The organism is Myceligenerans cantabricum, from assembly GCF_054777735.1.
The window spans coordinates 338,379-363,619 of sequence record NZ_BAAHAJ010000005.1 but is presented as its reverse complement, the minus strand read 5'-3'; the positions used below and the strand labels follow the sequence as shown (position 1 = coordinate 363,619).

Annotated in this window: 20 protein-coding genes; 16 read left to right on the top strand and 4 right to left on the bottom strand. The window is 72.6% G+C overall.

Annotation, left to right across the window (positions count from 1 at the left end; genetic code table 11):
* Window positions 1-5: 5 nt before the first annotated feature.
* The 4 genes from ACYU96_RS06370 to ACYU96_RS06355 form a co-directional block, all read right to left on the bottom strand.
* Window positions 6-1,106 carry a cellulose binding domain-containing protein gene (locus tag ACYU96_RS06370; RefSeq protein ID WP_460750438.1) on the bottom strand — a complete coding sequence of 367 codons (1,101 nt, stop codon included), beginning with the start codon at window positions 1,104-1,106 and terminating at the stop codon, window positions 6-8.
* A gap of 140 nt (window positions 1,107-1,246) precedes the next feature.
* The gene (locus ACYU96_RS06365; RefSeq protein WP_460750598.1) at window positions 1,247-3,394 is read right to left on the bottom strand and encodes an alpha-glucuronidase; all 2,148 of its coding nucleotides are present in this window, start codon (window positions 3,392-3,394) and stop codon (window positions 1,247-1,249) included.
* Between the two features lie 179 nt (window positions 3,395-3,573).
* Complete coding sequence (gene manD / locus ACYU96_RS06360) at window positions 3,574-4,818, bottom strand: D-mannonate dehydratase ManD (protein WP_460750435.1); 1,245 nt, start codon at window positions 4,816-4,818, stop codon at window positions 3,574-3,576.
* 33 nt (window positions 4,819-4,851) lie between these two features.
* The gene (locus ACYU96_RS06355; protein WP_460750432.1) at window positions 4,852-6,357 is read right to left on the bottom strand and encodes a glucuronate isomerase; all 1,506 of its coding nucleotides are present in this window, start codon (window positions 6,355-6,357) and stop codon (window positions 4,852-4,854) included.
* 210 nt (window positions 6,358-6,567) lie between these two features.
* On the opposite strand from ACYU96_RS06355, the gene ACYU96_RS06350 reads away from it, so the two are divergent.
* The 16 genes from ACYU96_RS06350 to ACYU96_RS06275 all read left to right on the top strand — a co-directional run bounded on the left by ACYU96_RS06350 (window position 6,568) and on the right by ACYU96_RS06275 (window position 25,225).
* Window positions 6,568-7,677 carry a LacI family DNA-binding transcriptional regulator gene (locus tag ACYU96_RS06350; protein ID WP_460750430.1) on the top strand — a complete coding sequence of 370 codons (1,110 nt, stop codon included), beginning with the start codon at window positions 6,568-6,570 and terminating at the stop codon, window positions 7,675-7,677.
* A gap of 112 nt (window positions 7,678-7,789) precedes the next feature.
* Window positions 7,790-9,022 carry an extracellular solute-binding protein gene (locus ACYU96_RS06345; RefSeq protein WP_460750427.1) on the top strand — a complete coding sequence of 411 codons (1,233 nt, stop codon included), beginning with the start codon at window positions 7,790-7,792 and terminating at the stop codon, window positions 9,020-9,022.
* Window positions 9,023-9,026: 4 nt separating this feature from the next.
* The gene (locus ACYU96_RS06340) at window positions 9,027-10,217 is read left to right on the top strand and encodes an ABC transporter ATP-binding protein (protein WP_460750425.1); all 1,191 of its coding nucleotides are present in this window, start codon (window positions 9,027-9,029) and stop codon (window positions 10,215-10,217) included.
* Window positions 10,214-11,155 carry an ABC transporter permease gene (locus tag ACYU96_RS06335; protein WP_460750423.1) on the top strand — a complete coding sequence of 314 codons (942 nt, stop codon included), beginning with the start codon at window positions 10,214-10,216 and terminating at the stop codon, window positions 11,153-11,155. Before ACYU96_RS06340 ends, ACYU96_RS06335 begins: the two co-directional genes overlap by 4 nt.
* Window positions 11,155-12,063, top strand: a complete 909-nt coding sequence (locus ACYU96_RS06330; RefSeq protein WP_460750420.1) for an ABC transporter permease — start codon at window positions 11,155-11,157, stop codon at window positions 12,061-12,063. Before ACYU96_RS06335 ends, ACYU96_RS06330 begins: the two co-directional genes overlap by 1 nt.
* A complete protein-coding gene (locus ACYU96_RS06325) occupies window positions 12,056-13,753 on the top strand; it encodes a mannitol dehydrogenase family protein (RefSeq protein WP_460750417.1) in 1,698 nt (565 codons plus the stop codon). Before ACYU96_RS06330 ends, ACYU96_RS06325 begins: the two co-directional genes overlap by 8 nt.
* Window positions 13,754-13,815: 62 nt before the next feature.
* The gene (locus ACYU96_RS06320; protein WP_460750414.1) at window positions 13,816-14,952 is read left to right on the top strand and encodes a Gfo/Idh/MocA family protein; all 1,137 of its coding nucleotides are present in this window, start codon (window positions 13,816-13,818) and stop codon (window positions 14,950-14,952) included.
* Window positions 14,949-15,992 carry a DUF6807 domain-containing protein gene (locus ACYU96_RS06315; protein ID WP_460750411.1) on the top strand — a complete coding sequence of 348 codons (1,044 nt, stop codon included), beginning with the start codon at window positions 14,949-14,951 and terminating at the stop codon, window positions 15,990-15,992. The genes ACYU96_RS06320 and ACYU96_RS06315 overlap by 4 nt, the downstream gene beginning before the upstream one ends.
* A gap of 61 nt (window positions 15,993-16,053) precedes the next feature.
* The gene (locus tag ACYU96_RS06310; protein WP_460750408.1) at window positions 16,054-16,908 is read left to right on the top strand and encodes a cupin domain-containing protein; all 855 of its coding nucleotides are present in this window, start codon (window positions 16,054-16,056) and stop codon (window positions 16,906-16,908) included.
* Between the two features lie 237 nt (window positions 16,909-17,145).
* Window positions 17,146-18,495: an ABC transporter substrate-binding protein gene (locus ACYU96_RS06305; RefSeq protein WP_460750405.1), complete on the top strand. Its 1,350-nt coding sequence runs from the start codon at window positions 17,146-17,148 to the stop codon at window positions 18,493-18,495.
* A 5-nt stretch (window positions 18,496-18,500) separates the two neighbouring features.
* Window positions 18,501-19,445, top strand: a complete 945-nt coding sequence (locus ACYU96_RS06300; protein ID WP_460750595.1) for a carbohydrate ABC transporter permease — start codon at window positions 18,501-18,503, stop codon at window positions 19,443-19,445.
* On the top strand, window positions 19,445-20,338 hold the full coding sequence (locus tag ACYU96_RS06295) for a carbohydrate ABC transporter permease (RefSeq protein ID WP_460750402.1): 894 nt from the start codon (window positions 19,445-19,447) through the stop codon (window positions 20,336-20,338). The genes ACYU96_RS06300 and ACYU96_RS06295 overlap by 1 nt, the downstream gene beginning before the upstream one ends.
* 2 nt (window positions 20,339-20,340) lie before the next feature.
* Complete coding sequence (locus tag ACYU96_RS06290; RefSeq protein WP_460750400.1) at window positions 20,341-20,988, top strand: hypothetical protein; 648 nt, start codon at window positions 20,341-20,343, stop codon at window positions 20,986-20,988.
* Between the two features lie 76 nt (window positions 20,989-21,064).
* Entirely contained in the window at window positions 21,065-23,380 is a 2,316-nt protein-coding gene (locus ACYU96_RS06285; protein ID WP_460750397.1) for a rhamnogalacturonan lyase, read from the top strand.
* A gap of 332 nt (window positions 23,381-23,712) precedes the next feature.
* On the top strand, window positions 23,713-24,738 hold the full coding sequence (locus ACYU96_RS06280) for a MupA/Atu3671 family FMN-dependent luciferase-like monooxygenase (RefSeq protein WP_460750394.1): 1,026 nt from the start codon (window positions 23,713-23,715) through the stop codon (window positions 24,736-24,738).
* 4 nt (window positions 24,739-24,742) lie between these two features.
* Entirely contained in the window at window positions 24,743-25,225 is a 483-nt protein-coding gene (locus tag ACYU96_RS06275; RefSeq protein WP_460750392.1) for a flavin reductase family protein, read from the top strand.
* Window positions 25,226-25,241 lie beyond the last annotated feature (16 nt).

Below are 25,241 nucleotides of genomic sequence, written 5' to 3'. Positions count from 1 at the left end.
GAGTCTCAGCCCAGGACGTCGTCCAGGGTCTCGAACCAGCGCGCGGCGATCTTGACGTTGCCGGAGTCGTTCGGGTGGACGCCGTCGTCGGTGTCGGTCGCCGCGTCGAACCCGGTCCACTGGTCGACGACGACGACCGGCGACTCCTCGGTCGACAGGCTCGCTGCCCAGCCGGGGATCTCGGCGTTGAGGTTCACTGCCCGCTGCGGGCAGTCGGTGCAGCCGAAGGACGGGCCGGGCTCGAGCGGGATGATCTGCGCGACCAGGACGGTGGCGTCCGGGTTGAGGTCGCGCAGGTCCGTCACGATCGACGTGTAGGCGTCGAGGATCTGATCCGGAGGGACGTTCGACCAGACGTCGTTCGTGCCGAAGTGCAGCAGCACGACGTCGGGGGTGTTCTGCTCCAGCCAGGCCCGGGTCTGGCCGTTCGCCGTGACGTTCGTGACCAGGGCGCCGCCGTGGCCCTCGTTGTCGAGGTCGGCCCCGGCCGGGGCGCAGCCCGCGTACTGGGACCCGACGAAGTCGACGTCGTACCCGGCGTCGGTCACCCGCTGCCAGAGGTTGCCGCGCCAGCACCCCGGGCTCCCGGTGATCGAGTCACCGAGCGGCATGATGCGGACCGGGCCGTCCGGAGGGAGGGTCGGGTCTCCGGTGGGCTCGTCGGTCGGCGTCGGGTCGGGTGAGGGGTCGGTCTGCCCGTCGCAGAGGATGCCGTTGACGGAGATCGCGCTCGGCACCTCGGCGCTGCCGGAGCCCACGAGGCCGAACACCTGGACGCTCTGGCCGGAGCCGATGGCGGCGTTCCAGCCGACGTCGGAACCGGTGAACGAACCGCCGCTCTGGCTCCAGTCCACGTTCCAGGCGCTGCTGACCGTGGTGTCGCCGGGGAACTCCCAGATGACCTCCCAGCCGTCGATCGGGTCACCGGCGGTGAGGGTGACGTCGGCCTGGAACCCACCGCCCCAGCTGTTCACCACCTCGTAGCCGACCTGGCAGCCGTGCTCCGCGGCGGCGGGCCCGGACCCGAGCAGCGGCAGGGCGCCGATGCCGAGCGCGGCAACGGCCGCGCCGGCGAGCAGGTTTCTTCGTGTTCGATCTGGTCGCATGTCCACGTCCTCGCGAGATCGTGCCGGTGCGGCGCGAGCGGCGTGCCAGGGCGGGCGCACCGCCGGCCCGGCGGGCCCGGGAGGACCCGCACGGCCCAGCCTGCTCCGGCCCGCATCGCCGAACGACGTGGTGAAGCGATTCAGTAGATCGTGCGGCCCCGCTCGTCGGGGATCCCGGACTTGCGGAAGAAGTAGGTGTTCACCTGGTCCCTCCACTCGGTCGCCGAGCGCAGCTGCTCCGCGAGGCGCTCGGCCACGCGGTCCGCGAGGTGCGCCGCGCCGTCGTCGGTCAGCGATCCGCGCAACCGCTGCCACGTGGCCACGAACCCCTCGACCCGCTCCACGCCCTCGAAGTGCGTGTCGTAGACGTGCTGGATCACGGTCTTCCCGGCGTGCAGCACGTGCGTGTACGGGACGTGGTGGAAGAACAGGAGCAACTCGTCGGGACACGTCTCCGGGGACTCGTAGACCGACGCCCACGGCTCCGGGTAGAGGCCCGCGTAGCCGGTGCCGGTCGCCACCGTGCGGTCCACGCCGATCCCGTCGCGGTCGGCGAAGTGGTACGTGCCCCAGGGGGTGTACTCGTAGCCGTCCACGTCCGGGCCGTAGTGGTGGCCGGGGCGCACCATGAAACCGACGCCGAGGGGCGAGGTGTACCGCTCGTACGTCTCCCACGACTCGTCGAGGATCGTGTGCAGGGCGTGGACGACGTCGGCCGCCGCGCCCGGGAACGTCAGTGCGACCCACTCGTCGAGCAGCATGTCCGGGTCCGCGGTGGGATCCCAGGTGAGCCGGCCGTACGCGAAGAGGTTGGCCTGGGCGAACGGGTGCCCGGTCCAGAACTCGTCGGCGCCGGCGTTCGACACGGCCACGATGCCGCCGGAGCACGCCACGATCCCGGCCACGGAGCTCGGTGACGCACCCGGGACCGGACCCTGCGGACGGTCGGCTGCTCGGGCTGTCCCGCCGTGCGGTCGAGGCGCACCGTCCGGCCCGGCGAAGTCGAAGGTCAGGATCTCGCTCCACTGCCGGCCCAGGTACACGGCGTGCTTCTGCTGGCCGGTGTACTCCTGAGTGACCTGGAGCTCCAGGGCGACGCGGGTGTCCGGCAGCGCCGCGAGCACCGGGGACACCGGCTCGCGCACCTGGAAGTCCATCGGTCCGTACTTGACCTGCACGATCACGTTCCCGGCGAATCGGCCGTCGAGCGGCGCGAAGTGGTCGTGCGCCGCGCGCGCCCGGTCGGTGGACCGGTCGCGCCAGTCCTGACGGTGGTCGTAGACGAAGGCGCGCCAGTGGACGAGGCCACCGTGCGGTGCGACGGCCTCGGCGAGCATGTTCGCGCCGTCGGCGTGGTCGCGCCCGTACGCGAACGGGCCGGGCTGCCCCTCCGAGTCCGCCTTGACCACGAACCCGCCGAAGTCGGGGATCTGGGTCCAGACGCGCTCGGCGGCGTCGCACCACCACCGCGCCACCGCGGGCTCCAGGGGGTCCGACGTGCCGAGCCCGCCGAGCGTCATCGGCGCCGCGAACGACACCGACAGGTGCACGCGGATGCCCCACGGCCGGAACGCGGCGGCGATCCGGGCCACGTGCGGCAGGTCGTCCGTGAGCAGCCGCGCCTCGCGGGCGTGCACGTTGACGTTGTTGATCGCGACCCGGTTGATCCCCACGGACGCGAGCAGGCGGGCGTACGCCTCGACGCGCGACAGGTCGGCACGGACCGCGCCGTCGTCGTAGAAGATCGAGCCGCCCGCGTAGCCGCGCTCGACCTGCCCCATCACGTCGTGCACGGCGACGTTGTCCCAGTGGTCGAGCATGCGCAGCCCGGTCGCGGGTGCATGCCGCTCCACGACGTCGTCCCCGCTGAAGGCGGTCTCCCCGAGCCGCACGACATGGAAGAACCCGTGCAGCAGCCCGTGGTCGCAGGCGGCCTCCACCACGACCCGCCCATCCTCCCGAGACACCCGGAACGACTCGTCGCCACCCGGCTCGCCGACCCCTCGCTCGTCGCACTCCGGCTCGTCGAGCACGCCATCCTGCTGGGTGGGTGCGTTCTCACCCAGCGGGACGGCCTGGTCGGCGGGAATGCCGTGGTCGTCCGGTTCGGCGATGGTCAGGACCAGGTCGGCGTCGGACACGCCCGAGCCCGACTCCAGGCGGGTGAACGAGCCGCCGTGGGCGGCGGTGGCCGCCGCGACCTCGGCGGCGACGGTACCGACCAGGGCGCCGTCGCCGCGGACCGCGACCCGGCGGCGGCCGACCGCCGCGAACGCGGCGTCGGGCAACCACGCCGCGTGCGGGGCGACGTCCGGCGGGGAGACGACCCCCGTCCGGGGAGCGGCGCCGGCCGGGCGGTGCGTTGCGGCGTCCCGGCGGGAGGCGGCGGTGCCGTGCCGGTCCGAGGCCGCGCCGACCGCCCGGCCGGGGCTGCCGGCCGGGCTGCGGGGAGTGCGGGGGGCTGAGTTCACCAGTCGTGGACCGTTCCGTCGAGGGTGCGGTTGATGGGCAGGTACGCGGGCGTGTACTCGAAGCGTGCCGCGAGTTCCTCGTCCAGGTCCACCCCCAGGCCCGGATTCGTGCCCGGGTGGAGCAGCCCGTCCTCGAACGTGTACGACGTCCGGAACACTTCCAGGGTCGCGTCGCTGTGCTTCATGTACTCCTGGATCCCGAAGTTGTGGATGGCCAGGTCCAGGTGGAGGGCGGCTGCCATGCCGACGGGCGAGACGTCGGTGGGGCCGTGCATCCCGGAGCGGATGCCGTACAGGCCGGCGAAGTCGAGGAGCTTCTTCAGGTGCGTGATGCCGCCGGTGTGGGTGACGGCGGAGCGCACGTAGTCGATGAGGCGCTCGGTGACGAGGGTCTGGTAGTCGAAGGCGGTGTTGAAGACCTCGCCGATGGCCAGGGGCGTGGTGGAGTGCTGCCGGATCAGGCGCAGCGCGGCCTGGTCCTCGCCGGGCGTGACGTCCTCGAGCCAGAACAGGCGGTACGGTTCCAGGTCGCGGGCCAGGCGGGCGGCCTCGACGGGGCGCATGCGGTGGTGTCCGTCGTGCAGGAGCGGCAGGTCCGGCCCGAACTCGTGCCGTACCGCCTCGAAGACCCCCGGGACGTGCCGGAGGTACGCCGAGGTGTCCCACTCCTCCTCGACCGGCATCGTGCGGCCCGCCACGACGTTCCGCCTGGCCGGCTCGTAGTCGTACCGCTGCCCGGGCCGCTGGTCGCCCGCGACGCCGTACACCTGGCCGAGGCCGGGGACGCCGGTCTGGATGCGGATGGCGCGGAAGCCCAGGTCGAGATGGTTGCGGATGGAGTCGAACAGGGCCTCCGTGCTGCTGCCCGACGCGTGGCCGTAGGCGAGGGCGCCCTTGCGGGACGCGCCGCCGAGAAGCTGGTAGAGGGGTACCCCGGCAGCCTTGGCCTTGATGTCCCACAGCGCGACGTCCACGGCGGCGACGGCGGCCATCGTGATCGGGCCGCGCCGCCAGTAGGCGCCGCGGTACAGGTACTGCCAGGTGTCCTCGATGTTCGCCGGGTCCCGGCCGATCAGCAGCGGGACGACGTGCTCGGTGAGGTAGGAGACGGCGGCGAGCTCGCGCCCGTTGACCGTCGCGTCACCGAGGCCGACGACGCCGTCCGACGTCGTGATCTTCAGCGTGACGAAGTTGCGGCCGGGGGAGGTGACGACCACCTCGGCGGATTCGATCTGCGACATGGGGAACCGTTCTTCTCGTGCGGGTCGGGTCGGTCAGGCGGCCGGGGCGGCGTAGGACTTCTTCGGGAGGTGGTACGCCAGGTCGGCCGCCGTGTCCACCGCCTCGTCGAGCTCCAGCCGGTGCTCGACGACGAGTCGCGCCAGGTAGCCGGCGTCGATCCGGCGGGCGAGGTCGTGCCGGGCGGGGATCGAGCAGAACGCGCGGGTGTCGTCCACGAAGCCTGACATGTTCGAGAACCCGGCCGTGCCCGTGGCCGCCTCCCGGAAGCGGCGCATGGCGTCCGGCTCGTCCAGGAACCACCACGGGGCGCCCAGCCGCAGCGCCGGGTACACGCCGGCCAGGGGTGCGAGCTCGCGCGAGTACACGTCCTCGTCCACGGTGAACGCGATCATCCGGAAGCTCTCGGCATGCCCGAACGCTTCCAGCACCGGGCGCAGCGCCTTCGTGTACTCGGTGACCACCGGGATGTCATACCCCTTGTCGGGGCCGAACGTCGCGTGCCGCTGGGTGTCGTGGTTCCGCAGCACCCCCGGGTGCAGCTGCATGACCAGCCCGTCCTCGCAGGACATCGCCGCCATCTGGAACAGCATGTGCGCGGAGAACGCGGCGGCCTCCCCGGCGGTCACGGTGTCGCCGGCGAGAGCGCGCGCGAAGAGGGCGGCGGCGACGTCGTCGGGCAGCGGCGTCGTGTCCGCGGCGAGGTGGCCGTGGTCCGTGGCCGTGCCGCCGGCCGCGACGAACGCGCGGCGGCGCTCGCGGAGCGCGGCCAGGTAGCCGGCGTAGTCCCCGATCTCCGTGCCCGACGCCGCGGCGAGGCGCGCGACGTCGGCCCGCCAGCCGGGCAGGTCCAGGTGCAGCAGGGGGTCCGGCCGGAACGTCGGCAGCACGCGCGCGGACCCGGGGGTGTCGGCCACCCCGCCCCGCCCTGCGGCGCCGGGCGCGGTCGCGGCCTCCCCGGCGCCGCGCGGCGTGAGGCCCTTGAGCTCCGCGGCGAGCCTGCGGTGCTGCGCCAGGTCGCTCCACGCCGGGTCGGTGGTGGCGATGACCTCGATGCGGAACCGGTCCAGCAGCGCCCGGGGCCGGAAGCCCGGCTCGGCGAGGGTGGCGGAGAGCTGGTCGTAGAGGGCGTCGGCGGTCTCGGCGGACGGGCGCCGCGTCACCCCGAAGATCTCGACCAGCTCGTGCTCCAGCCAGTACCGCGTCGGCGTGCCGCGGAAGTGCTTCCAGCCGGCGCAGAACCGGCGCCAGATGGTGCGGGGGTCGGTCTCGAGCCCGGGCGTCCCGGCCGGGCCGACGCCGAGCCGCGGGAGCGGCGTGCCCTGCGACACGAGCATCCGCGTGAGGTAGTGGTCCGGGACCACGAAGAGCTGCGCGGGGTCTCCGAAGGGCGCGTCGTCGGCGAACGCGGCCACGTCGACGTGGCCGTGCATCGACACGATCGGCAGCTCCCGCACCTCCTCGTAGATCTCCCGGGCGACCGGGCGGGTGGTCGGGTCGGCGGGGAGCGCGCGATCCGGGTGCAGGGTCCAGTCCGTCATGTGGCCCTCCTGGGCATCGTTGCCGTGCGAACGTTTGCAGGATACCGGACCCCCTTGCCACGCCACTCCGCCCACCGACGAATTCCCGGTATGGGCTGGCTACGGTCTCTTCGGGTCGACCACTGCCGTACATTCGTCGAGGGAGGGGGTTGCGCGGTGGGCGGGATTGTGCAAACGTTCGCAGCGTCAGCGGGTCGCAAGGAGGTGGCTATGGCAACGGTGCACGACGTCGCACGGGACACCGGTGTCTCCATCTCGACGGTCTCGCGGTCCTTCGACCCGCGCAGCAAGATCTCGCCGGCCACCCGTGCCCGCGTCCTGGCGGCCGCCGAGCAGCTCGGCTACCGGCCGCACCCGGTCGCACGGGGACTGCGTACCGGCCGTACCCATGCGTTCGGGCTGCTCGTCCCGGACCTGGCGAACCCCTTCTTCGCCGTCGTCACCAAGGCTGTCCAGGCACGTGCCCGTGCCGAGGGCTACGAGGTGTTCGTCGCCGACTCCGACGAGGACCCGGACGTGGAGCCCGAGCTCATCCGCGGGCTCGCGTCCCGTACCGACGGTGTACTCGTGGCGTCGCCCCGTGCGGAGGCCGACGTCCTGCGGGACGCTCTGGACGGTGTGACCGCGGTGCTGCTCAACCGCGAGCTCCCCGCGCTGGACGCCCCGGCACCGGACGCCCCGGCACCGGACGTCCCGGCACCGGATGCGGCGGCACCGAACTCAGCAGCACCCGGCGCCCCGGCACCGGATGCCCCGGCACCCGCCGCCCCCGAGATCCCCGCCGTCACGCTCGACGACGCCGACGGCGTCGCGCAGGTGCTCGGCCACCTGAGCTCTCTCGGGCACCGGACCGTGGGTATCGCCGCCGGCCCGACGGGGTCCTGGTCCGCCGCCCGCCGCGTCGCGGGCCTGCACGCCGCCGCCGGCCGGTGGGACGTGCGGCTCGTGGAGCTGGGCGCGTTCCGGCCGCACTTCGCCGGCGGGACCCAGGCCGCCGACCACGCGCTGGCGAGCGACGCGACCGCAGTCGTCGTCTTCAACGACCTCATGGCGCTCGGCGTGCTGGACCGCCTGCGGCAGCGCGGCGTGGACGTGCCCGGCCAGATGTCGGTGGTCGGGTACGACGACGTCCCGCTCGCCACCCTCGTGACCCCCGCCCTGACGACGGTCCGGGTGCCCCTGGACCGCATCGGCCGCCGCGCGGTCGACCTGCTGCTGGCGCGGCGCGCGGGGACGACGGTGCCGGGCGTCGAGCTGTCCGTGGAACTCGTGATCCGCGGCTCCGCGGGGACGGTCCCCGCAGGGCGACGGGGCACGTGAGCACGGCTGGACGCCGCGGGGACCTGGCGGCCGGACCGCTCGGGACGCTTGCCGGAGACGGCCGGGTGTCGAAGACCTCTGGGCAAGGATGCTCAGGAGAAAGGAAGGCATTGTGCGAACCTCCAACAAGGCCGCCGCGCTCGTCGGCGTCGCGGCACTGACCCTGCTGACCGCATGCGCACCCCCGGCGACGGACGACGGCGGCGGTGGCGGCGGGGCCGCCGTCTCCGACCCGGCCGACGTCCCGGAGACTCCGTCGGAGCCGGTGACTCTCAACATCCTCGACGTCGCGGGCAACCAGCGGCTGACCGAGGGGATGGTCGACGACTTCGTCGAGCGGAACCCCGACGTCATCGAGTCGGTGACCTGGGAGACGGGCGGCGCGCCCGACGTCACCGGCATCGTCAAGCCGCAGGTGGACAGCGGGAACCTGTCCATCGACCTGGTACTGACCGGCAACGACGGCCTGTCGGCCGGGATCGACCAGGACCTGTGGATCCCGCTGGTCGACGACTACGGCGACCGCCTCGGCAACCAGGCGAGCTACCTGCCCGAGGCCGCGGACATGCAGGAGCTCGCGCAGGGCTACGGCGCCGTCGTCACCTACTACCCGTCCGGCCCGCTGCTGCAGTACGACCCGGACGCGGTCGACGCCCCGCCGGCCGACGCGCAGGAGCTGCTGGACTGGGCCGAGGAGCACCCCGGCGAGTTCGGCTACGCACGCCCGGCGAACAGCGGCCCCGGCCGCACCTTCCTCATGGGCCTGCCGTACCTGCTGGGCGACGAGGACCCGATGGATCCCGAGAAGGGCTGGGACAAGACCTGGGACTACCTCACGGAGCTGGGCCAGTACGTCGACAACTACCCGACCGGCACCGGTCAGGTGATCACCAACCTGGCGGACGGCACGTGGTCGATGGTGCCGACCACCACCGGCTGGGAGATCTCGCCGCGTGCCGAGGGGCAGCTCCCGGACGACCTGGAGGCTGCCGCGTTCGACGAGTTCACCTGGGTGACGGACGCCCACTACGCCGCGGTGCCCCGGGGGCAGGGTGCGGACCAGATCAGCGCGATCACGCTGCTCCTGGACGACATGCTCACTCCCGAGCAGAACGCCAAGGCCTACGACAGCGGCTACTTCTACCCGGGCCCGGCCGTCGAGGGTGCGACGCTCGACCTGGCACCCGAGGAGTCCCAGGCGCTCCTCGAGGAGTTCGGCCGTCCCGAGTTCGACGAGCTCATCGAGTCCCACCCGAAGTCGGTGCCGCTCGACCCGGACGCGATGGTCACCGCGTTCGACATCTGGGACCGCGAGGTCGGTGCCGGAAAGTTCGAGGAGGAGTAGCCGCATGGCCATCACAGCCCGCCACTTCGACGCGCTGGAGCTCCGCGACGTGGGACGGCGGTTCGGCGGTGTCGACGCCCTCGCCGGGCTCGACCTGACGGTCCGGGCCGGGGAGTTCGTCGCCCTGCTCGGCCCGTCGGGCTGCGGCAAGTCGACGGCGCTGAACTGCCTCGCCGGCCTGCTGCCGCTCACGCACGGCGAGATCCTCGTCGACGGCGAACGTGTCGACACGGTCCCGGCCGAGCGCCGCGGGTTCGGCATGGTCTTCCAGTCCTACGCGCTGTTCCCGCACATGTCGGTGGAGAAGAACATCGCCTTCGGCCTGCAGATGCAGGGCCTGCCACGTCCCGAGATCGGCGCGCGGGTGCGCGAGGCGGTCGAGCTGGTGCGGCTCACCGAGCATGCCGGGAAGCTGCCGGGCCAGCTGTCCGGCGGTCAGCAGCAGCGCGTCGCGATCGCGCGTGCGGTGGTGCTGCGGCCGAGCCTCGTGCTGATGGACGAGCCGTTGTCCAACCTGGACGCCAAGCTCCGCCTCGACATGCGCACCGAGATCCGGCGGCTGCACCAGTCGCTCGGGCTCACCACGATCTATGTGACGCACGACCAGGAGGAGGCGCTCTCGCTGGCCGACCGCCTGGTGGTGCTGCGCGCCGGCCGCGTCCAGCAGGTCGGCACGCCCGACGAGCTCTACGAGTCCCCGCGGAGCTGGTTCGTCGCGGACTTCATGGGCTACCGGAACGTGCTGCCCGGGACGGTCACCCGGGCGGCCGCCGGTGATGCCCGCGTCCGTCTCGCCGGTCCGGAGGCCGCTGGCGTCGCGCCCGCGCGGCACGACGGCGCCGGTATCGAGCTCGCGGGCCGCGCCGTCGGCACCGCGGGCGACGGCGACCGGGTGCGGGCCGCGGTCCGGCCCGACGACCTGGAGCTCCTGCCCGACGGCGAGCAGCCGCGCGACGGCAACGTCGTCGCGGGCACCGTCGCCGTGGTGGAGTACCACGGGCGGGAGTTCGCGGTCGGGGTGCAGACCGACGTCGGGATGCTGCACGCCCGCACCCCGACCGCGCCGCGGGTGGGCGAGGCGGTGCGGCTGAGCGCCCCGGCCCGGCGCGTGCTCGTCTTCCCGGAGTCGCTCGACGACACCGCTGCCACGACGGTCGCGGACGAGGAGCCGACGACGGCGGGAGCGCGCCCGTGACCGCCGTCGGGCAGGCTCCCGCCCGCGCCGGGAACGGCCGGGCGACGGCGAGCCTGCGGCACCGGCTGGCCGACCGCGGGATCGACTCGTCGCTCTGGCTCGTGGTGCCCGCGCTCGTGTTCGCGATCGCGTTGTTCGTCTACCCCTTCTCGTACGGGATCGGGCTGACGGTGCAGCCCTCCGAGGCGATGCGGGAGCAGTGGGGCGGCGGCGCGCTCGCCAACTACGTGGCGTTCTTCCGGGACCCGTTCGTCTTCGACTCGATCTGGATCACCATGCGGCTGGCCCTGCCCGCCGCGCTGTTCAACGTGGTCGCGTCGATCCCGGTGGCGCTCGGCCTGCGCCGCAGCTTTCCCGGCAAGCGGCTGCTGACGTCGCTGCTGGTCCTGCCGATCACGCTGGGCACGGTGCTCACGGCGCAGGGCCTGCTGATCTTCGCCGGGCGGACCGGCTGGCTGAACCGGACGCTGCTGGCCGCAGGGCTGGTCGACGAGCCGCTGCAGCTCGTGAACAACTACCTGGGCGTGATGTTCTCGCTGATCATCACGGGGTTCCCGTTCGCGTTCCTGCTGATCTCGTCGTACCTGTCGGGCATCGATCCGACGCTGGATTCGGCGGCGAAGACCCTCGGCGCGGGCTGGTGGGCGCGGTTCCGGCGCATCACGCTCCCGCTGCTCGCCCCCGGCCTGGCGACCACGTTCATCCTCACGTTCGTGCTCGCGTTCTCCGTGTTCCCGTCCGCCCGCCTGGTCGGCGACGCGATGGGGGAGACGCGCGTGATGTCGCTCATGGCGTTCCGCGCGTTCGGCGAGCAGAACGACTACCCCATGGCCGCGACGATCGCCCTGATGATGGGCGTCGTCGAGCTGGTCGTGGTGGTGCTGGTGCTGGGCTGGCGGTCCCTGCTGTACCGCGGGACGACGGGAGGCAAGGGCTGATGGCCATCACGACGAAGACCCCGGGCGCGGCCCGGACCGGCCGGACCGGTGGCGCGTCCCTGCCCCCGGGCGAGAAGGCGCTGGCCGCGCGGCCCTCGACCTGGTTCGTGTGGGCCGGCATGGCCGCGTTCGCGGTGTTCCTGGTCGGCATCCTCGTGTCGGTGGTGGTCGACTCGTTCGGCCGCACCTGGTTCGACACCTGGTTCCCCCTCGAAGCCACCACCGCGTGGTACGGCGACGCCTGGGAACGGTTCGGCCTCGGCGAGGTCATCGGCGTCACCGTGGGCGTCGCCCTGCTGGTCGTCGCCATCTCGGGGCTGATCGGCGTGCCCGCGGCGTACCTGCTGGCCCGGCGGGACTTCCCCGGCAAGCGGGCCGCGATGCTGCTGTTCCTGCTGCCCGTGCTCATGCCACCGATCACCTACGGGATCCCGCTCGCCACGGTGATGCACGCGGCCGGGCTCGGGCGCACCATCACCGCCGTCGTGCTGGTGAACCTCGTGCCGTCGGTGCCGTTCGTGATCCTGACCATGACGCCGTTCATCGAGCAGATCAACCCGGCCATCGAGAACGCCGCCCGCATGTGCGGGGCGCGCACCTGGCAGGTGTTCACCCGCATCCTGGCGCCCCTGCTGGTGCCCGGCATCCTCGCCGCCTCGATCCTGGTGCTGGTGCGGACCGTCGGGCTCTTCGAGCTGACGTTCCTGGTGTCCGGCCCCGGGTCCGACACCCTCGTGGTCGCCATCTACCGGGGCATGACGTCGGCCGGCGGCGGCGAGCCGCGGCAGCTCATCTCGGCGATGGCGGTCCTGTACACGACGACGATGCTCATCATGCTGATCACCGCCCTGCGGTTCGTGAACCCGACGCAGCTGGTGGCACAAGTGAAGGAGGTACGGGATGAGTGAGGCGAACGACGTCCGGCTGACCCGGGACGGGGTGTCCGGGATCGGGACGGCGACCGGCGTGGCAGGACCGGTCCACCCGGAGCGGATCGGGATCGTGCACCTGGGCATCGGCGCGTTCCACCGCGCGCACCAGGCCGTGTACACGGAGCGGGCGATGGCCGCGACAGGCGACCTGACCTGGGGAGTCCTCGGCGTCACCCAGCGCTCGGCCACCGTGCGCGACCAGCTCCGCCCGCAGGGCGGCGTGTACGGGGTGCTGACCGCCGGGGCCGTCGACGACGGCACGGCCGGTCCCGTCGGGACCGGCGGCCTCGCCGTCGGCGACGGCCTGCGCCTGGACCTCGTCGGCGCCGTCCTCGACGTGGCCTACCCCGCCGAGGAGACCGAGCGGGTCCTGTCCACCGTCGCCGCGCCGACCACCCACGTCGTCACCCTGACCATCACCGAGAAGGGCTACGCCCGGCTCCCCGGGGGCGGGCTCGACGTGACCCGGGTGCAGCCGGACCTGGACGCCCTCGCCGCCGGGTCGGACCCCGGGCCGGTACCGGGTCCCGGCCGAGGGGGCGGCCCGGACGGGCGCTCCAGGGCCTCGGCGGGCCCGGACGGCGTGGCGCCGCCCGCACCGGCGTCGTCGGCCATCGGGCTGCTGGTGCGCGGCATCGCCGCGCGGCAGCGCGCGGGCGCGGCACCTCTGACCGTGCTCACCTGCGACAACATGGTCGAGAACGGGCGGGTGCTCGAACGGCTCGTGCACGAGGCCGTCGACGCGGCGCTGCCCGGCGAGGCCGGTGCCGCCCTGCGCTCCTATCTCGACGAGCGCGTCACCTTCCCGTGCTCGATGGTCGACCGGATCGTCCCCGCCACCACGCCCGAGCAGCGCGACCTCGTCCAGGGCGCGCTCGGCGTGCGCGACGAAGGGCTCGTGGTCGGCGAGCCGTTCACCCAGTGGGTGATCGAGGACCGGTTCGCCGGCCCCCGCCCGGCCTGGGAGCGCGCGGGCGCGACGCTCACGGACGACGTCGCCTCGTTCGAGCAGGCCAAGCTGCGCCTGCTCAACGGCACCCACTCGCTCGTCGCCTACGCGGGGGCGCTCGCGGGCCACGCCACGATCGCCGAGGCCGTCGCCGACCCGGTGATCGCCGACCACGCCCGGGCGTACCTGTTCGACGACGCCCTCCCCACCCTCGCCGCACCGCGAGGCCTCGACCTGCGCGAGTACGGGGAGGAGATCCTGCGCCGCTTCGCGAACCCGCACACCGGCCACACCACGATCCAGGTCGCCATGGACGGCACGCAGAAGATCCCGTTCCGCTGGGGCGGGACGCTCGCGGACGCGCTCGCCGCGGGACGGGTGCCGCGCGGGCTGGCGTTCGGGCTGGTGTCGTGGGCGCTGTTCGTCCGGCGCCGGACGCTGGCCGCCGCCGGCCGTGCCGCGGACGTGCCGGGCGGCGGCGGCCAGGGCGTCGACGACCCCCGGGCGGACGAGCTCGCCGACCTGGTCGAGGGCACGGCGGAGCCTGGTGGGACGACGACGCCCGGTGGGACGACGGCCGGGACGTCGTCGCCCGCGTCCGCCGACGTCTCCGTCGACACGGCCGACGTCGTCCGGAGACTGGTCGCGCTGCCGGGCCTGCTGCCTGCCACGAACGACGACCTGGTGAAAGAGGTCGTGGCGGGAGCTTGCGGGTAGACTTCCGCGTTGTAACGTTTCAATGGGGACTGATGGTCGACGACGACAGGGAGCAACCCCGCATGAGGACCACGATTCTGGGCACCGGTGCGATCGCGGCACACCATGCCGAGGCGGTCGCTGCACTCGGTGACCACGGCATCGACGCGCAGGTCACGTACGCCGTGGACATCGACGCGGGCCGCGCGGAGGCGTTCGCCGGCGAGCACGCCGTGCCGCACCACGGGACGTCGCTGGCCGACGTCCTGCCCGAGACCGACGTGCTGCACGTCTGCACCCCGCCCGGCGCCCACCTCGACGCCACGCTCGCGGCCCTCGCGGCCGGCGTGCACGTGGTCGTCGAGAAGCCGGCGGTGCTCTCGCTGGCCGAGCTCGATCGGATCGCCGCGGCCGAACGCTCCGCGGCCCCCGCCGGAGGGGGCGGGACGGCGCGGTTCACGCAGGTGGTCCAGCACCGGTTCGGCGCCGGCGCCCTGCGGCTCCGCGGCCTGCTGGACGACGGCGCGCTGGGCCGCCCGCTCGTCGCGACCTGCGACACCCTGTGGTTCCGGCCGCCCGCGTACTTCGAGGTCCCGTGGCGCGGCCGCTGGGACACCGAGGGCGGCGGCCCCACGATGGGCCACGGCATCCATCAGTTCGACCTGCTGCTCGCGATCTTCGGGGAGTGGACCGAGGTGACGGCGATGGCCGGCCGCCTGGCCCGCGACGTGGACACGGAGGACGTCTCGATGGCGCTCGTGCGGTTCGCCAACGGTGCGATGGCGAGCGTCACGAACAGTCTGCTCTCTCCGCGCGAGACCTCCGACCTGCGCTTCGACACGGAGAAGGCGACCGTCGAGCTGTCCCACCTGTACGGCTACTCGGACGAGAGCTGGACGTTCACGCCGGCCGCCGGCCAGGACGACGTCGCCCCGCTGTGGACGCCGGAGCCGGACGCCCTGCCGAGCGGGCACACCGCCCAGCTCGTCCCCACGTACCGCGCGCTCGCCGCGGGCGAGGCGCCGCCCGTCGCCGTGGCCGACGTGCGCGGCACCCTGGAGCTGGCGGCCGCGATCTACCGGTCGGCGTTCACCGGCAGGCCGGTCCGGGCGGGGCAGATCGGCCCGGAGGACCCGTTCTACGATTCGATGCGCGGGACCGGCCCGGGGTGGCCGCCCGTCAAGGACGTGCCCGCCGTCACCGAGGAGGTCGCCCGATGAGCGAGCCGTGGCCGGTCGGCCAGAAGACGCCGCACGCGACGGCCCGCACGCCGCCCGCCCTGCTGTTCGACGACGACGGATCCGCGCTGGCCTGCGACCTCTTCACCTACGTCTACCGGCCGAGCGACGTGCAGTACGAGTCGCCGCGGCCGTACTTCCACCCCCTGCGGACGTCGGGCGGCCGCGAGATCAGCGCCTACCGCCCGTGGGACCACGTGTGGCACAAGGGCATGGCCTGGTCGCTGCCGAACGTCGGGCCGTGGAACTTCTGGGGCGGCCCCACGTACGTGCGCGACCAGGGGTACCAGAACCTCACGAACGACGGTACGCAGGAGCACGAGCGGTTCACCACGGTCTGGGCCGACGGCGCGGCGGCCGGGTTCCGCGAGGACCTCGCCTGGCGCACCCCGCCGGTCGGGTGGGAGCCGCCGGGGCCGGACGGCACCTATGGTCCGCACGGCCCGGTCGCGACCGCGCCCGGGGACGTCGTCGTGCGCGAGCGGCGGTCGGTGCGGGCGACGGCGCGCGCCGACGCGTGGGTGCTCACGTGGCGCTCGGAGCTGACGAACCTGACGGACGGGTCGCTGGACATCGGCAGCCCCACCACGAACGGCCGCGAGAACGCCGGTTACGGCGGGCTGTTCTGGCGCGGGCCGCGGTCGTTCACGGAGGGGACGGTGCTGGCCCCGGGCTTCACGGGAGACGCCGAGGCGGTGCGCGGGGAACGCTTCGAGTGGCTGGGGATCGTCGGCCGGCACGACGGCGCGGCGCCCCGGCCCGACGGCGGATCGGCTGCGTCGACCCTGCTCATGGTGGACGCGGGGACCAACCCGGGCGGGATGCCCCAGTGGTTCGTGCGTGCGCAGCCGTTCTGCTGCATCTGCCCGGCGCCGTTCTTCAGCCAGGAGGTGCCGTTCGGCGCCGGTGAGACCCTGGCGTTCGAGTACGCGGTGGTGGTGGCCGACGGTGAGTCCGACGGCGCCCGTGCGGCGGAGCTCGCGGACCTGGGCCGCGCGGAGCTGGGCGCAGACCGGAGATAGGGCGTTCGCCCCGCGGACCTGGCGCGGGCGGGCGGAGAAGGACTCGACGGAGGCGATGGACATGGCAGAACCAGCGGTCTTCCCCGGCGGGACCTCGGTCTCGCACCTGCGGGTCTACGACTGGCCCGCGCCCGACGCGCCGGGTGGGTCCGGCACGCCCCACTTCCACACCGTGTCGACCGAGGCCTACGTGGTGCTCGGCGGGCGCGGCCGGGTGGAGACGCTCGGCCCGCAGGGGTACTCGCCGCACGACCTGGCCCCGGGCCGGATCGTGTGGTTCTCGCCGGGCGTGATCCACCGCGCGGTCAACGAGGGCGGCCTGGAGGTCCTGGTCGTCATGTCCGACGCCGGGCTGCCGGAGGCGGGGGACGCGGTGCTGACCTTCCCGCCGGAGATCCTTGCGTCGGCCGAGGCGTACCGCGACGAGGTCACGCTGCCCGCGCCCGCTGCGCCGGAGGCGCCGTCGGCGCGGGACCGGGCGGCGGACGGCCTGAACCCGCCTGACGACATGGCCGAGGACCCGTCGGTCGCGGCTGCCGCCCTGGCGCGTCGCGAGCTGGCCCTGGAGGGCTACCGAGCCCTGCGGCGCGCGGTGGAGGCGGACGGCCCGTCCGCGCTCGACCCCTTGTACGAGGCTGCGTCACGCCTGGTCGGGGTGCACGCCGAGCACTGGCGTGACCTGTGGGCGACGACGGCCGGCCGTGCGGCCTCCGCCACGGACCAGGCCCTGGTGGCGCTGGCCGGCGTCGGCGCACCCGCTGAGGCGCGGCCGCAGGACGCCACGGCACCCACGGCCGCCGTCGAGCACCTGAGGGGTGGCGCTGTCGCGGAGGCCGGCACGCACCTGGGCCCGCGCCGCTACGGCATGTGCGGCCGCCTCCGGGTCTGGTCGGCACGGGGGCCCTCGCGGACCTGACGTCGGCGACGGCCAGGCCGTCGCGGACACCGGCGCCGCGCCGGCACCAGGCACCTTGTCCCGGGCAACAGAACCCGTGACGGGATCGTGACCAAGACCAGGGAATGCAGGACTGGACAACGCTTACCGGTTCTGTTGTATCGTTTCAATCGCGTGAGCGACCGGGTCTTCCGGTCCGCACGCGTGTGAGACGACCCCCCGGAGTCGACGTCGACCCGGACGAGCAAGGAGGCTCAGATGAGGATCGAACGCAGGGCTGCCGTCAGGCGGCCCGCACGCAACGTCGCCGCCGGTGTCGCCGCCACGTCGGTGACGGCCCTCGTGCTCACCGCCTGCTCGGGCGGTGGCGGCGGCGGAGAGGCCGCGGGCTTCGGCGACGAGCTCGACACGGAGGAGGAGATCACCCTCTCCCTCTCCTGGTGGGGCGACGACGACCGCGCCAACAAGTACGAGGAGGCCGTCACGCTCTTCGAGGAGGAGCACCCGAACATCACTGTCGACACGAACTGGATCGCGTTCGACGACTACTGGCCGGCCCGCAACACCGAGGCGGCCAGCAACTCGCTGCCGGACGTCCTGCAGATGGACCTGTCCTACCTGCGGCAGTACGGCGGGACCGGCCGGCTCGCCGACCTCTCCGCGGCGTTCGACACCAACCTCGACGTCTCCGGCTTCGACGAGCAGCTCCTCACCGCAGGCGCCATCGACGGCGCGCAGTACGGCATCCCGACGAGCACCAACACCCTCGCCCTGTTCTACAACGCCGACGTGCTCGACGAGATCGGCGTCGAGCCGCCCGCCGAGGGCTACACGTGGGACGACTACGCGGCGTTCGTCGAGGAGGTCGGGGAGGCAGGAGCCGGCGAGGACCCGGCGATCTACGGCACTGCCGACTACACCGGAACGTTCTGGTTCTTCTGCCAGTGGCTGCTCCAGCAGGGCACCGAGCCGTTCACCGCCGAGGGCGAGCTCGGCTTCACCGCGGACCAGATGACCGAGTTCCTCGAGCTCGCCTCCGACGCGCGCGACGCCGGCGACCTCTTCTTCCCCATCGAGAAGACCAAGCAGCTCGAACCGCTCGGCGGGTTCACGGTCAGCGAGTCCGCGTCCGAGATGAGCTGGGACAACTTCCTGGCCGGCTACGTCGCGGAGACCGAGCAGGACATCCGGATGCTCCCCATGCCGTCCGGCGACGACGGCCCGCAGATGTTCTGGAAGCCGTCGATGCTGCTGTCGGCGTCGGCCGGCACCGAGCACCCGGCCGCCGCCGCCGCGCTGATCGACTTCCTCGTCAACGCCCCCGAGGTCGGCACGATCTTCGGGACGAGCAAGGGCAACCCGGCCGTCGAGGCGCAGCGTGAGGCGATGGACGTCGAGCCCGGCTCCGTCGACGAGCAGGTCGTCGCCTTCGAGGAGGACGTCGCCGACCTGGTGACCGAGCCCGCGCCGATCCCGGTCGAGGGCTTCGGAGCCATCGAGGCCGAGTACAAGCGCCTCGGCGAGGAGCTCGCCTACGGCAACGTGACCGTCGACGAGTTCGCCACCCAGTGGTTCACGTTCGCAGAGAGCAACGTCGGGCAGTCGTGAGCTCCGTGACGACCGCCGACGCGCCCGTCCGCGCCACCGCGTCCCAGCAGCCCCGCCGTGGGGCGCGGCGGCGCGCGGACGTGGCCGCCGGCTACGCCTTTCTCAGCCCGTGGCTGGTCGGGTTCGTCCTGCTGACGGCCGGTCCCATGCTGGCCTCCCTCTACCTCGCGTTCACCGACTACGACCTGTTCCGGGCGCCGACGTGGATCGGCCTGGAGAACTTCCGGGAGATGTTCTCCGACCCGCGCTATCTCAAGTCGGCCCAGGTGACGGCGTTGTACGCGCTCGTCGGGACGCCCATCAAGCTCGCCGCCGCCCTCGCGGTCGCGATGCTCCTCAACATGCGGTTCTCCGGCCAGGGCGGGTACCGGTCGGCGTTCTACGTGCCCTCCCTCGTGGGCGCCAGCGTCTCCGTGGCGATCGTCTGGAAGGCGATGTTCATCGACGACGGTGTCGTGGACCGCATCCAGCAGTCGGTCGGCGCCCCGGCGGGCGGCTGGGTCGGCAACCCGGACATGACGCTGCCGATGATGATCCTGCTGGCGGTCTGGCAGTTCGGCGCGCCGATGGTCATCTTCCTCGCCGGTCTCAAGCAGGTCCCCGCGGAGCTCTACGAGGCGGCCTCGGTCGACGGCGCCGGGCCGGTCCGCAAGTTCTGGAACATCACGCTGCCGATGCTCTCGCCGGTGCTGTTCTTCAACCTGCTGCTGGAGACCATCCACTCGTTCCAGATCTTCGCCTCGGCGTTCATCATCTCCGGCGGTACCGGCGGCCCCGCGGACTCCACGAACTTCTACACGCTGTACCTCTACACCAGGGGCTTCGTGCAGTTCGACATGGGTTACGCGTCCGCCATGGCGTGGGTCCTGGTGCTCGTGGTGGGCGTCGTCACCGCGATCATGTTCCGCACCTCACGCATGTGGGTGCACTACTCGGGGGAGGAGAACTGATGAGCGCCGCACAGACGGTGAGCACCCCGCAGCAGCTCGTCGGGCGACGGCTCGCGCCGGGCCGCGCCCTCCGGAGCGTCGTCTTCCACGTGGTGGTCCTCGGCCTGCTGGCCGTGGTGCTGTACCCGGCGTCGTGGATGGTGCTGTCCGCGTTCAAGCCGAGCAACGACATCATCGGGAACATCAGCGTGATCCCCGAGATCTGGACGACCGACAACTTCGTCACCGCGCTGGGCGGGATCGGTGGCGTCTCGTTCTGGAGCTTCTTCTGGAACTCGACGCTGATCGCCGTGCTCAGCGTGATCGGGGTGGCGTTCTCGGCGAGCGTCTCGGCGTACGCCTTCGCCCGCGTGAAGTTCCCCGGACGCGGCATCTACTTCGGGATCATGATCGCGACCCTGCTGCTGCCGGGCCACGTCACGATGATCCCGCAGTACATCCTGTTCAACAACGCCGGCCTGGTGAACACCTACGTCCCGCTCCTGGCTCCGAAGTTCCTCGCGGCCGAGGCGTTCTTCGTGTTCCTCATGGTCCAGTTCATGCGCAACCTGCCGCGCGAGCTGGACGAGGCGGCCCGGATCGACGGCGCCGGCCACTTCCGGATCTTCCGCTCGATCATGCTGCCGCTGATGCGCCCCGCGCTCATCACCAGCTCGATCTTCGCGTTCATCTGGTCGTGGAACGACTTCCTCGGCCCGCTGCTCTACCTCAAGAAGCCCGACCTGTACACGCTCCCGATCGCGTTGCGCGCGTACGTGGACCAGACCTCCGTGTCCGACTACGGCGCCCAGATGGCCATGGCCGTCCTCGCGCTGGTCCCCGTGCTCCTGTTCTTCGTGATCTTCCAGCGGTACCTCGTCGACGGCGTCGCCACCCAGGGACTGAAGGGCTGACCATGTCCATCCCCGCTCCCGCACGTCCCGCACGTCCGGCCCGCACGTGGACGGACAGCTTCGCGCTGCTCGCCGAATGCCTGCTGACCGGGGTGTACGTCCTGGTCGCGAGTCTTGCGCTGGTCACCGTGCCGGCGGCGCTCGCGGCCGGCACGGCGCACCTGCGCCGGCACCTCAGCGGGCAGGCCACGGACCTCGGCCGGTTCGCCCGCGACTGGTGGGCGGCCGTCCGGGAGCTGTGGGTCCTCGGGGCGGCCGGCACGGTGCTGGCCGCGATCCTGACGCTGAACGTCCAGGTCGCAGCCTCCGGCCTGCTCCCTGGCGGCCCGGCCGTCCGCTGGGTGAGTCTCGCGGTCGGCACGGTCTCGGCCGTCGTCGTCCTGCGGGTCACCGGCGTCTGGTCGCTGCCCGACGGCGGCCGTGGGCGCCCGGGAGAGGCGCGGCCCGGCGGGCTGGTCCTGTCCGCGGTGTCGTCGGTCCGGCAGGACCCGGCCGGGTCCCTGCTGCTGGTCGTCGCGATCGGGCTGTGCGGGCTCCTGGTCTGGATGCTCGCCGCGCTGTCCGTCGTCGTCGGCGGGCTGCTGTGCCTGGCGGTCATCGCCGTCGAGTCCCGCCGCACCCGGTCCTCCTCCACCGTGGCGGTGCCCTAGCCGCACGACCTCCCGCCACGGCGGGTGGTGCACGTCTCCAGAGCTCGATATCCCCGAACAGGCAAGGAGTACAACGATGTTTTCCTCGTCCATCCGGATCGGGACGGCCACCGCGGCCGGTCTCGCCCTCGTCGTCACCGGGGCGGTGCTGCCCGCTCAGGCGGGCGCGCCGTCGTCCCCCTCGGGGGCGTCCGGCGGCAAGCACCGCTCCGCTCCGCTCGAGGACCTCGACCGGGGGCTCGTCGCCGCGTCGACCAGCGAGGGCGTGTTCCTCAGCTGGCGGCTGCTCGGCAGCGAGGTCACCGGCACCACCGGCACGGGCATGGCCGGCCCCGGCTTCGCCGTCTACCGCGACGGCCGGCGGATCGCGACCGTCTCCGACTCCACCAGCTACGTCGACGCCCGCGGCACCGCGCACAGCCGGTACCGGGTGAAGCCCCTCGGCGGCGGCGTGTCCGGCTCGGCCCGCCCCTGGTCCGACGACCACCTCGACATCCCGCTGAACCGGCCGGACGAGGGCGTCACGCCCGTCGGTGAGGAGTACACCTACAGCGCGAACGACGCGTCGGTCGCGGACCTGGACGGGGACGGCTCGTACGAGATCGTCGTGAAGTGGTACCCGTCCAACGCCAAGGACGTCTCCCAGAAGGGGTACACGGGCAACACGTACCTCGACGCCTACGAGCTGGACGGCACGCAGCTCTGGCGCATCGACATGGGCGTCAACATCCGGTCGGGGGCGCACTACTCGCAGTTCCCCGTGTACGACTTCGACGGCGACGGCACCGCCGAGGTGATGGTCCAGACCGCGCCCGGCACCTCGGTCACGCGGTACCGCGACGGGCGCCGGGGGCCGACGTCGTACATCGGCATCCCCCGCGACGACCGGCGCGCGGGCGTGCGGAGCACCGACGACTACCGCTTCTCCGCGGACGACTACTACGAGTACCTGGTGGACGTGCTCGCCGGCTGGTCGGAGCGTACGGAGGTGACGAGCGGGCAGTGGCCCGCCACGCTGGAGGAGGCGTGGGGGATCGACGCACGGTGGGACTACCCGCTGTCCGACGACGACGCCCGGGCCGCCGCCGACCACTTCGTCGACGTCTACGCGCCCGCGCGCTCCGAGCGCAACGACCTGCGCACCTTCGAGGGCTTCGTCATCACCGGCCCCGAGTACCTCACGGTGTTCGACGGCGCCTCGGGCAGGGACCTGCGCACCGTCGACTACCGGCCCGGCCGGGGCGACGACGGCCTCCTGTGGGGCGACTACGCCATGTCTCGCATCGAGCCGGCGAACCGTGTCGACCGCTTCCTGTCGGGCGTCGCCTACCTGGGCGGACCCGAGGAGCCCGCCAGCGCGGTCTTCGCCCGCGGGTACTACACGCGCAGCACGGTCGTCGCGTACGACTGGGACGGCAGGCGGCTGCACCAGCGCTGGTTCGCGGACTCGGGGCACGCGCCCATGAGCAACCCGTTCAACGACTCGCCGCACGGCGTCGAGGGGCCGTCGCCGGAGTGGGGCACGCTGACCACCCAGGGCTTCCACAGCCTGTCGGCGGCCGACGTCGACGGCGACGGGCGGCAGGAGATCGTCTACGGCAGCGCGACGCTGGACGACGACGGGTCGCTGCTGTACTCGTCGTACGACACGATGCCGGAGGGATCGGCCGACCCGGGGGCCCTCGCGAAGCTCGGGCACGGTGACGCGCTGGCGGTGACCGACATCGACCCGTCGCGACCGGGCCTCGAGATCTGGACCTGCCACGAGGGTGGTGCCTGGGCGCCGTACGGCCAGGCGATGCGTGACGCCGCGACCGGCGAGGTGCTGTTCGGCGCCTTCTCCGGACGGGACACGGGCCGGTCGATGATCGGGGACGTGTACCCGGACGTGCCGGGCATCGAGGTGTGGGCCTCCATGCCGGACGGGACCCTCGGGTCGGGAACGCTGTCCGCGACCGGTGAGACGGTCTCCGCCGAGACCATGGGCACGAACGCCGCGGTGCGCTGGGCCGGTGACGGCTCGACCCAGATCCTGGAGGGCGGCGTCGACGCGACGCCGGCGATCGTGGACCGGCAGCGCGGGACCCTGCGCACCCTGGACGGGACGTTGACGAACAACGGGACGAAGGGGAACGCCGCACTGATCGCCGACGTGCTGGGCGACTGGCGCGAGGAGGTCCTGGTACGCACCGAGGACTCGTCGGCGCTCCGCCTCTACACGACGACGGAGGTGAGCGACATCAAGCTGTTCACGCTCATGCACGACCCGCAGTACCGGGTCGAGGTGGCTCGCCAGCAGACGGGCTACAACCAGCCGTCGTACCCGGGTTTCTACCTGGCGACGGACACGGACTGGAGCACCGCCCCGCTGCCGGTGAACGCCAAGGGGTGACCAGGGGCTGACGGCCGGCACGGGCCGCCCGGCGCGTCCGGGCCGATGAGAACGATGCCGCCGAGGCAGTGCGTCCCCACCGGGGGCGGGCCGCTCCGGCGGCATCGTCGTCCCTGCTCAAGTACGGAATCCGGCCGGCTCCGAGAAGCTTCTACTGATACCGGCTCGGTATGGCGGATATCAGAACGCTGTGGCACGGTCCACGAAACGGGTATCTCTCCCCACCGGTTTTTTGCGGCGGCGGAGGCCCCTTCCGGGCTGTCGGACGCTCGTCCAGGATGGACGATATGGCCTCTCGACCCGTTTCGCCCGATCCTGCGACCGCTACTCCGGTGTCCGAGCCCGCAGTCAGCCTCTCTCTCTTCGGCTTCACGACGGACGGCCAGGAGGGCGTCTACGGCCGGCTGCTCGACCTGGTCGAGCTCGCCGAGGCCGAGGGCCTGGAGAACGTCTGGCTGCCGGAGCGGCACTTCGACGACTTCGGCGGCTTCTCCCCGAACCCGGCTGTGCTCGGCGCGATGGTCGCGATGCGTACGTCACGGCTCGGCATCCGGGCGGGCAGCAGCGTCCTGCCGCTGCACTCGGCAGTCTCGGTCGCGGAGGACTGGGCGATGGTGGACGCCGCCTCCGGCGGCCGGGTCGGCATCGGCGTGGCCTTCGGGTGGATGGAGCGGGACTTCGTCCTGTCGGACGCGCCGCACGCCGAGCGCCGCGAGCTCCTGCGCACCCGCATCGGGCAGCTGGAGCGTCTCTGGCGCGGCGAGGCGCTGGAGCTCGAAGGGCACTCCGGAGCACGGGCGACGGTGCGCCTGCACCCCCGCCCCGTCAGCGACCTGCAGCTCTGGCAGGCCTGCCTCGGGAACCCGGACTCGTACTACGAGTCGGGCCGCGGAGGCCGCGGGGTGCTCACCAACCTGATCATGCAGGACCTCGACCAGCTCGCCGGCAACATCGAGTGGTACCAGCAGGGACGTGTCGACGGCGGCCTCGGGCGCGGCGGCCGGATCACGGTGCTGGTCCATGCCGCGCTCTCCGACGGCCCGGGCTCGGAAGAGCGGAACATGGAGGCGCTGGAGCGGTACATGCTCTCGACCTTCAGCAGCTCCAGCGAGGACCCCGCGTCGATCGACGCCGACGTCTGGAAGCCGCGGATGGTGGCGGCCGCCGAGCGGCTGCGTGGCGGTCTGTCGCTCGTGGGCCCGGAGTCGGAGTGGCCCGCGTTCCGGGAGAAGCTGGCCCGGCTCGGCGTCACCGAGATCACCTGCCTGGTCGACTTCCTGCCGCACGGCGAGGCCTGGACGGACACGGTGCGAGCGCTGGGCAGGCTCGGCAGCCGGCCGGTCGAGTCCCGTGCGTGAGTTCATGAGCGGGTTCCCGACCGGCGTCGCCGTCGTCACCACGACCGGTAGCGACGGCGCGCCCCACGGGCTGACCTGCACCTCCATGACGAGCGTGGCGCTCGACCCGCCGACCCTCCTGGTGTGCCTGCGGCACAACTCCGGCGGCACGCTGGCGATGCTGCTCGATCGCGGCGCCTTCGCCGTCAACCTCCTGCACGACGGCGCCGCGAGCATCGCCAGGCTGATGTCGCGCACGGCGGCAGACCGGTTCTCGGGCCTCCGGTGGAACCCCTCCCCGCTCCTGGGCGTGCCGTGGCTCGAGGACGACACCCATGCGAACGCCGAGTGCCGCATCTCCGGAACGGTGGCGCGCGGCGACCACACCGTCGTCTTCGGCGAGGTCGCGGGCACGTCGAAGCGCGAGGGCGACCCGCTCCTCTACGGGTACCGGCAGTTCTCCTCGTGGCGGTACGCCGAACGGTTCTCGGCGGAGCCCCGCAACTGATGGCTCGTCCCATCGA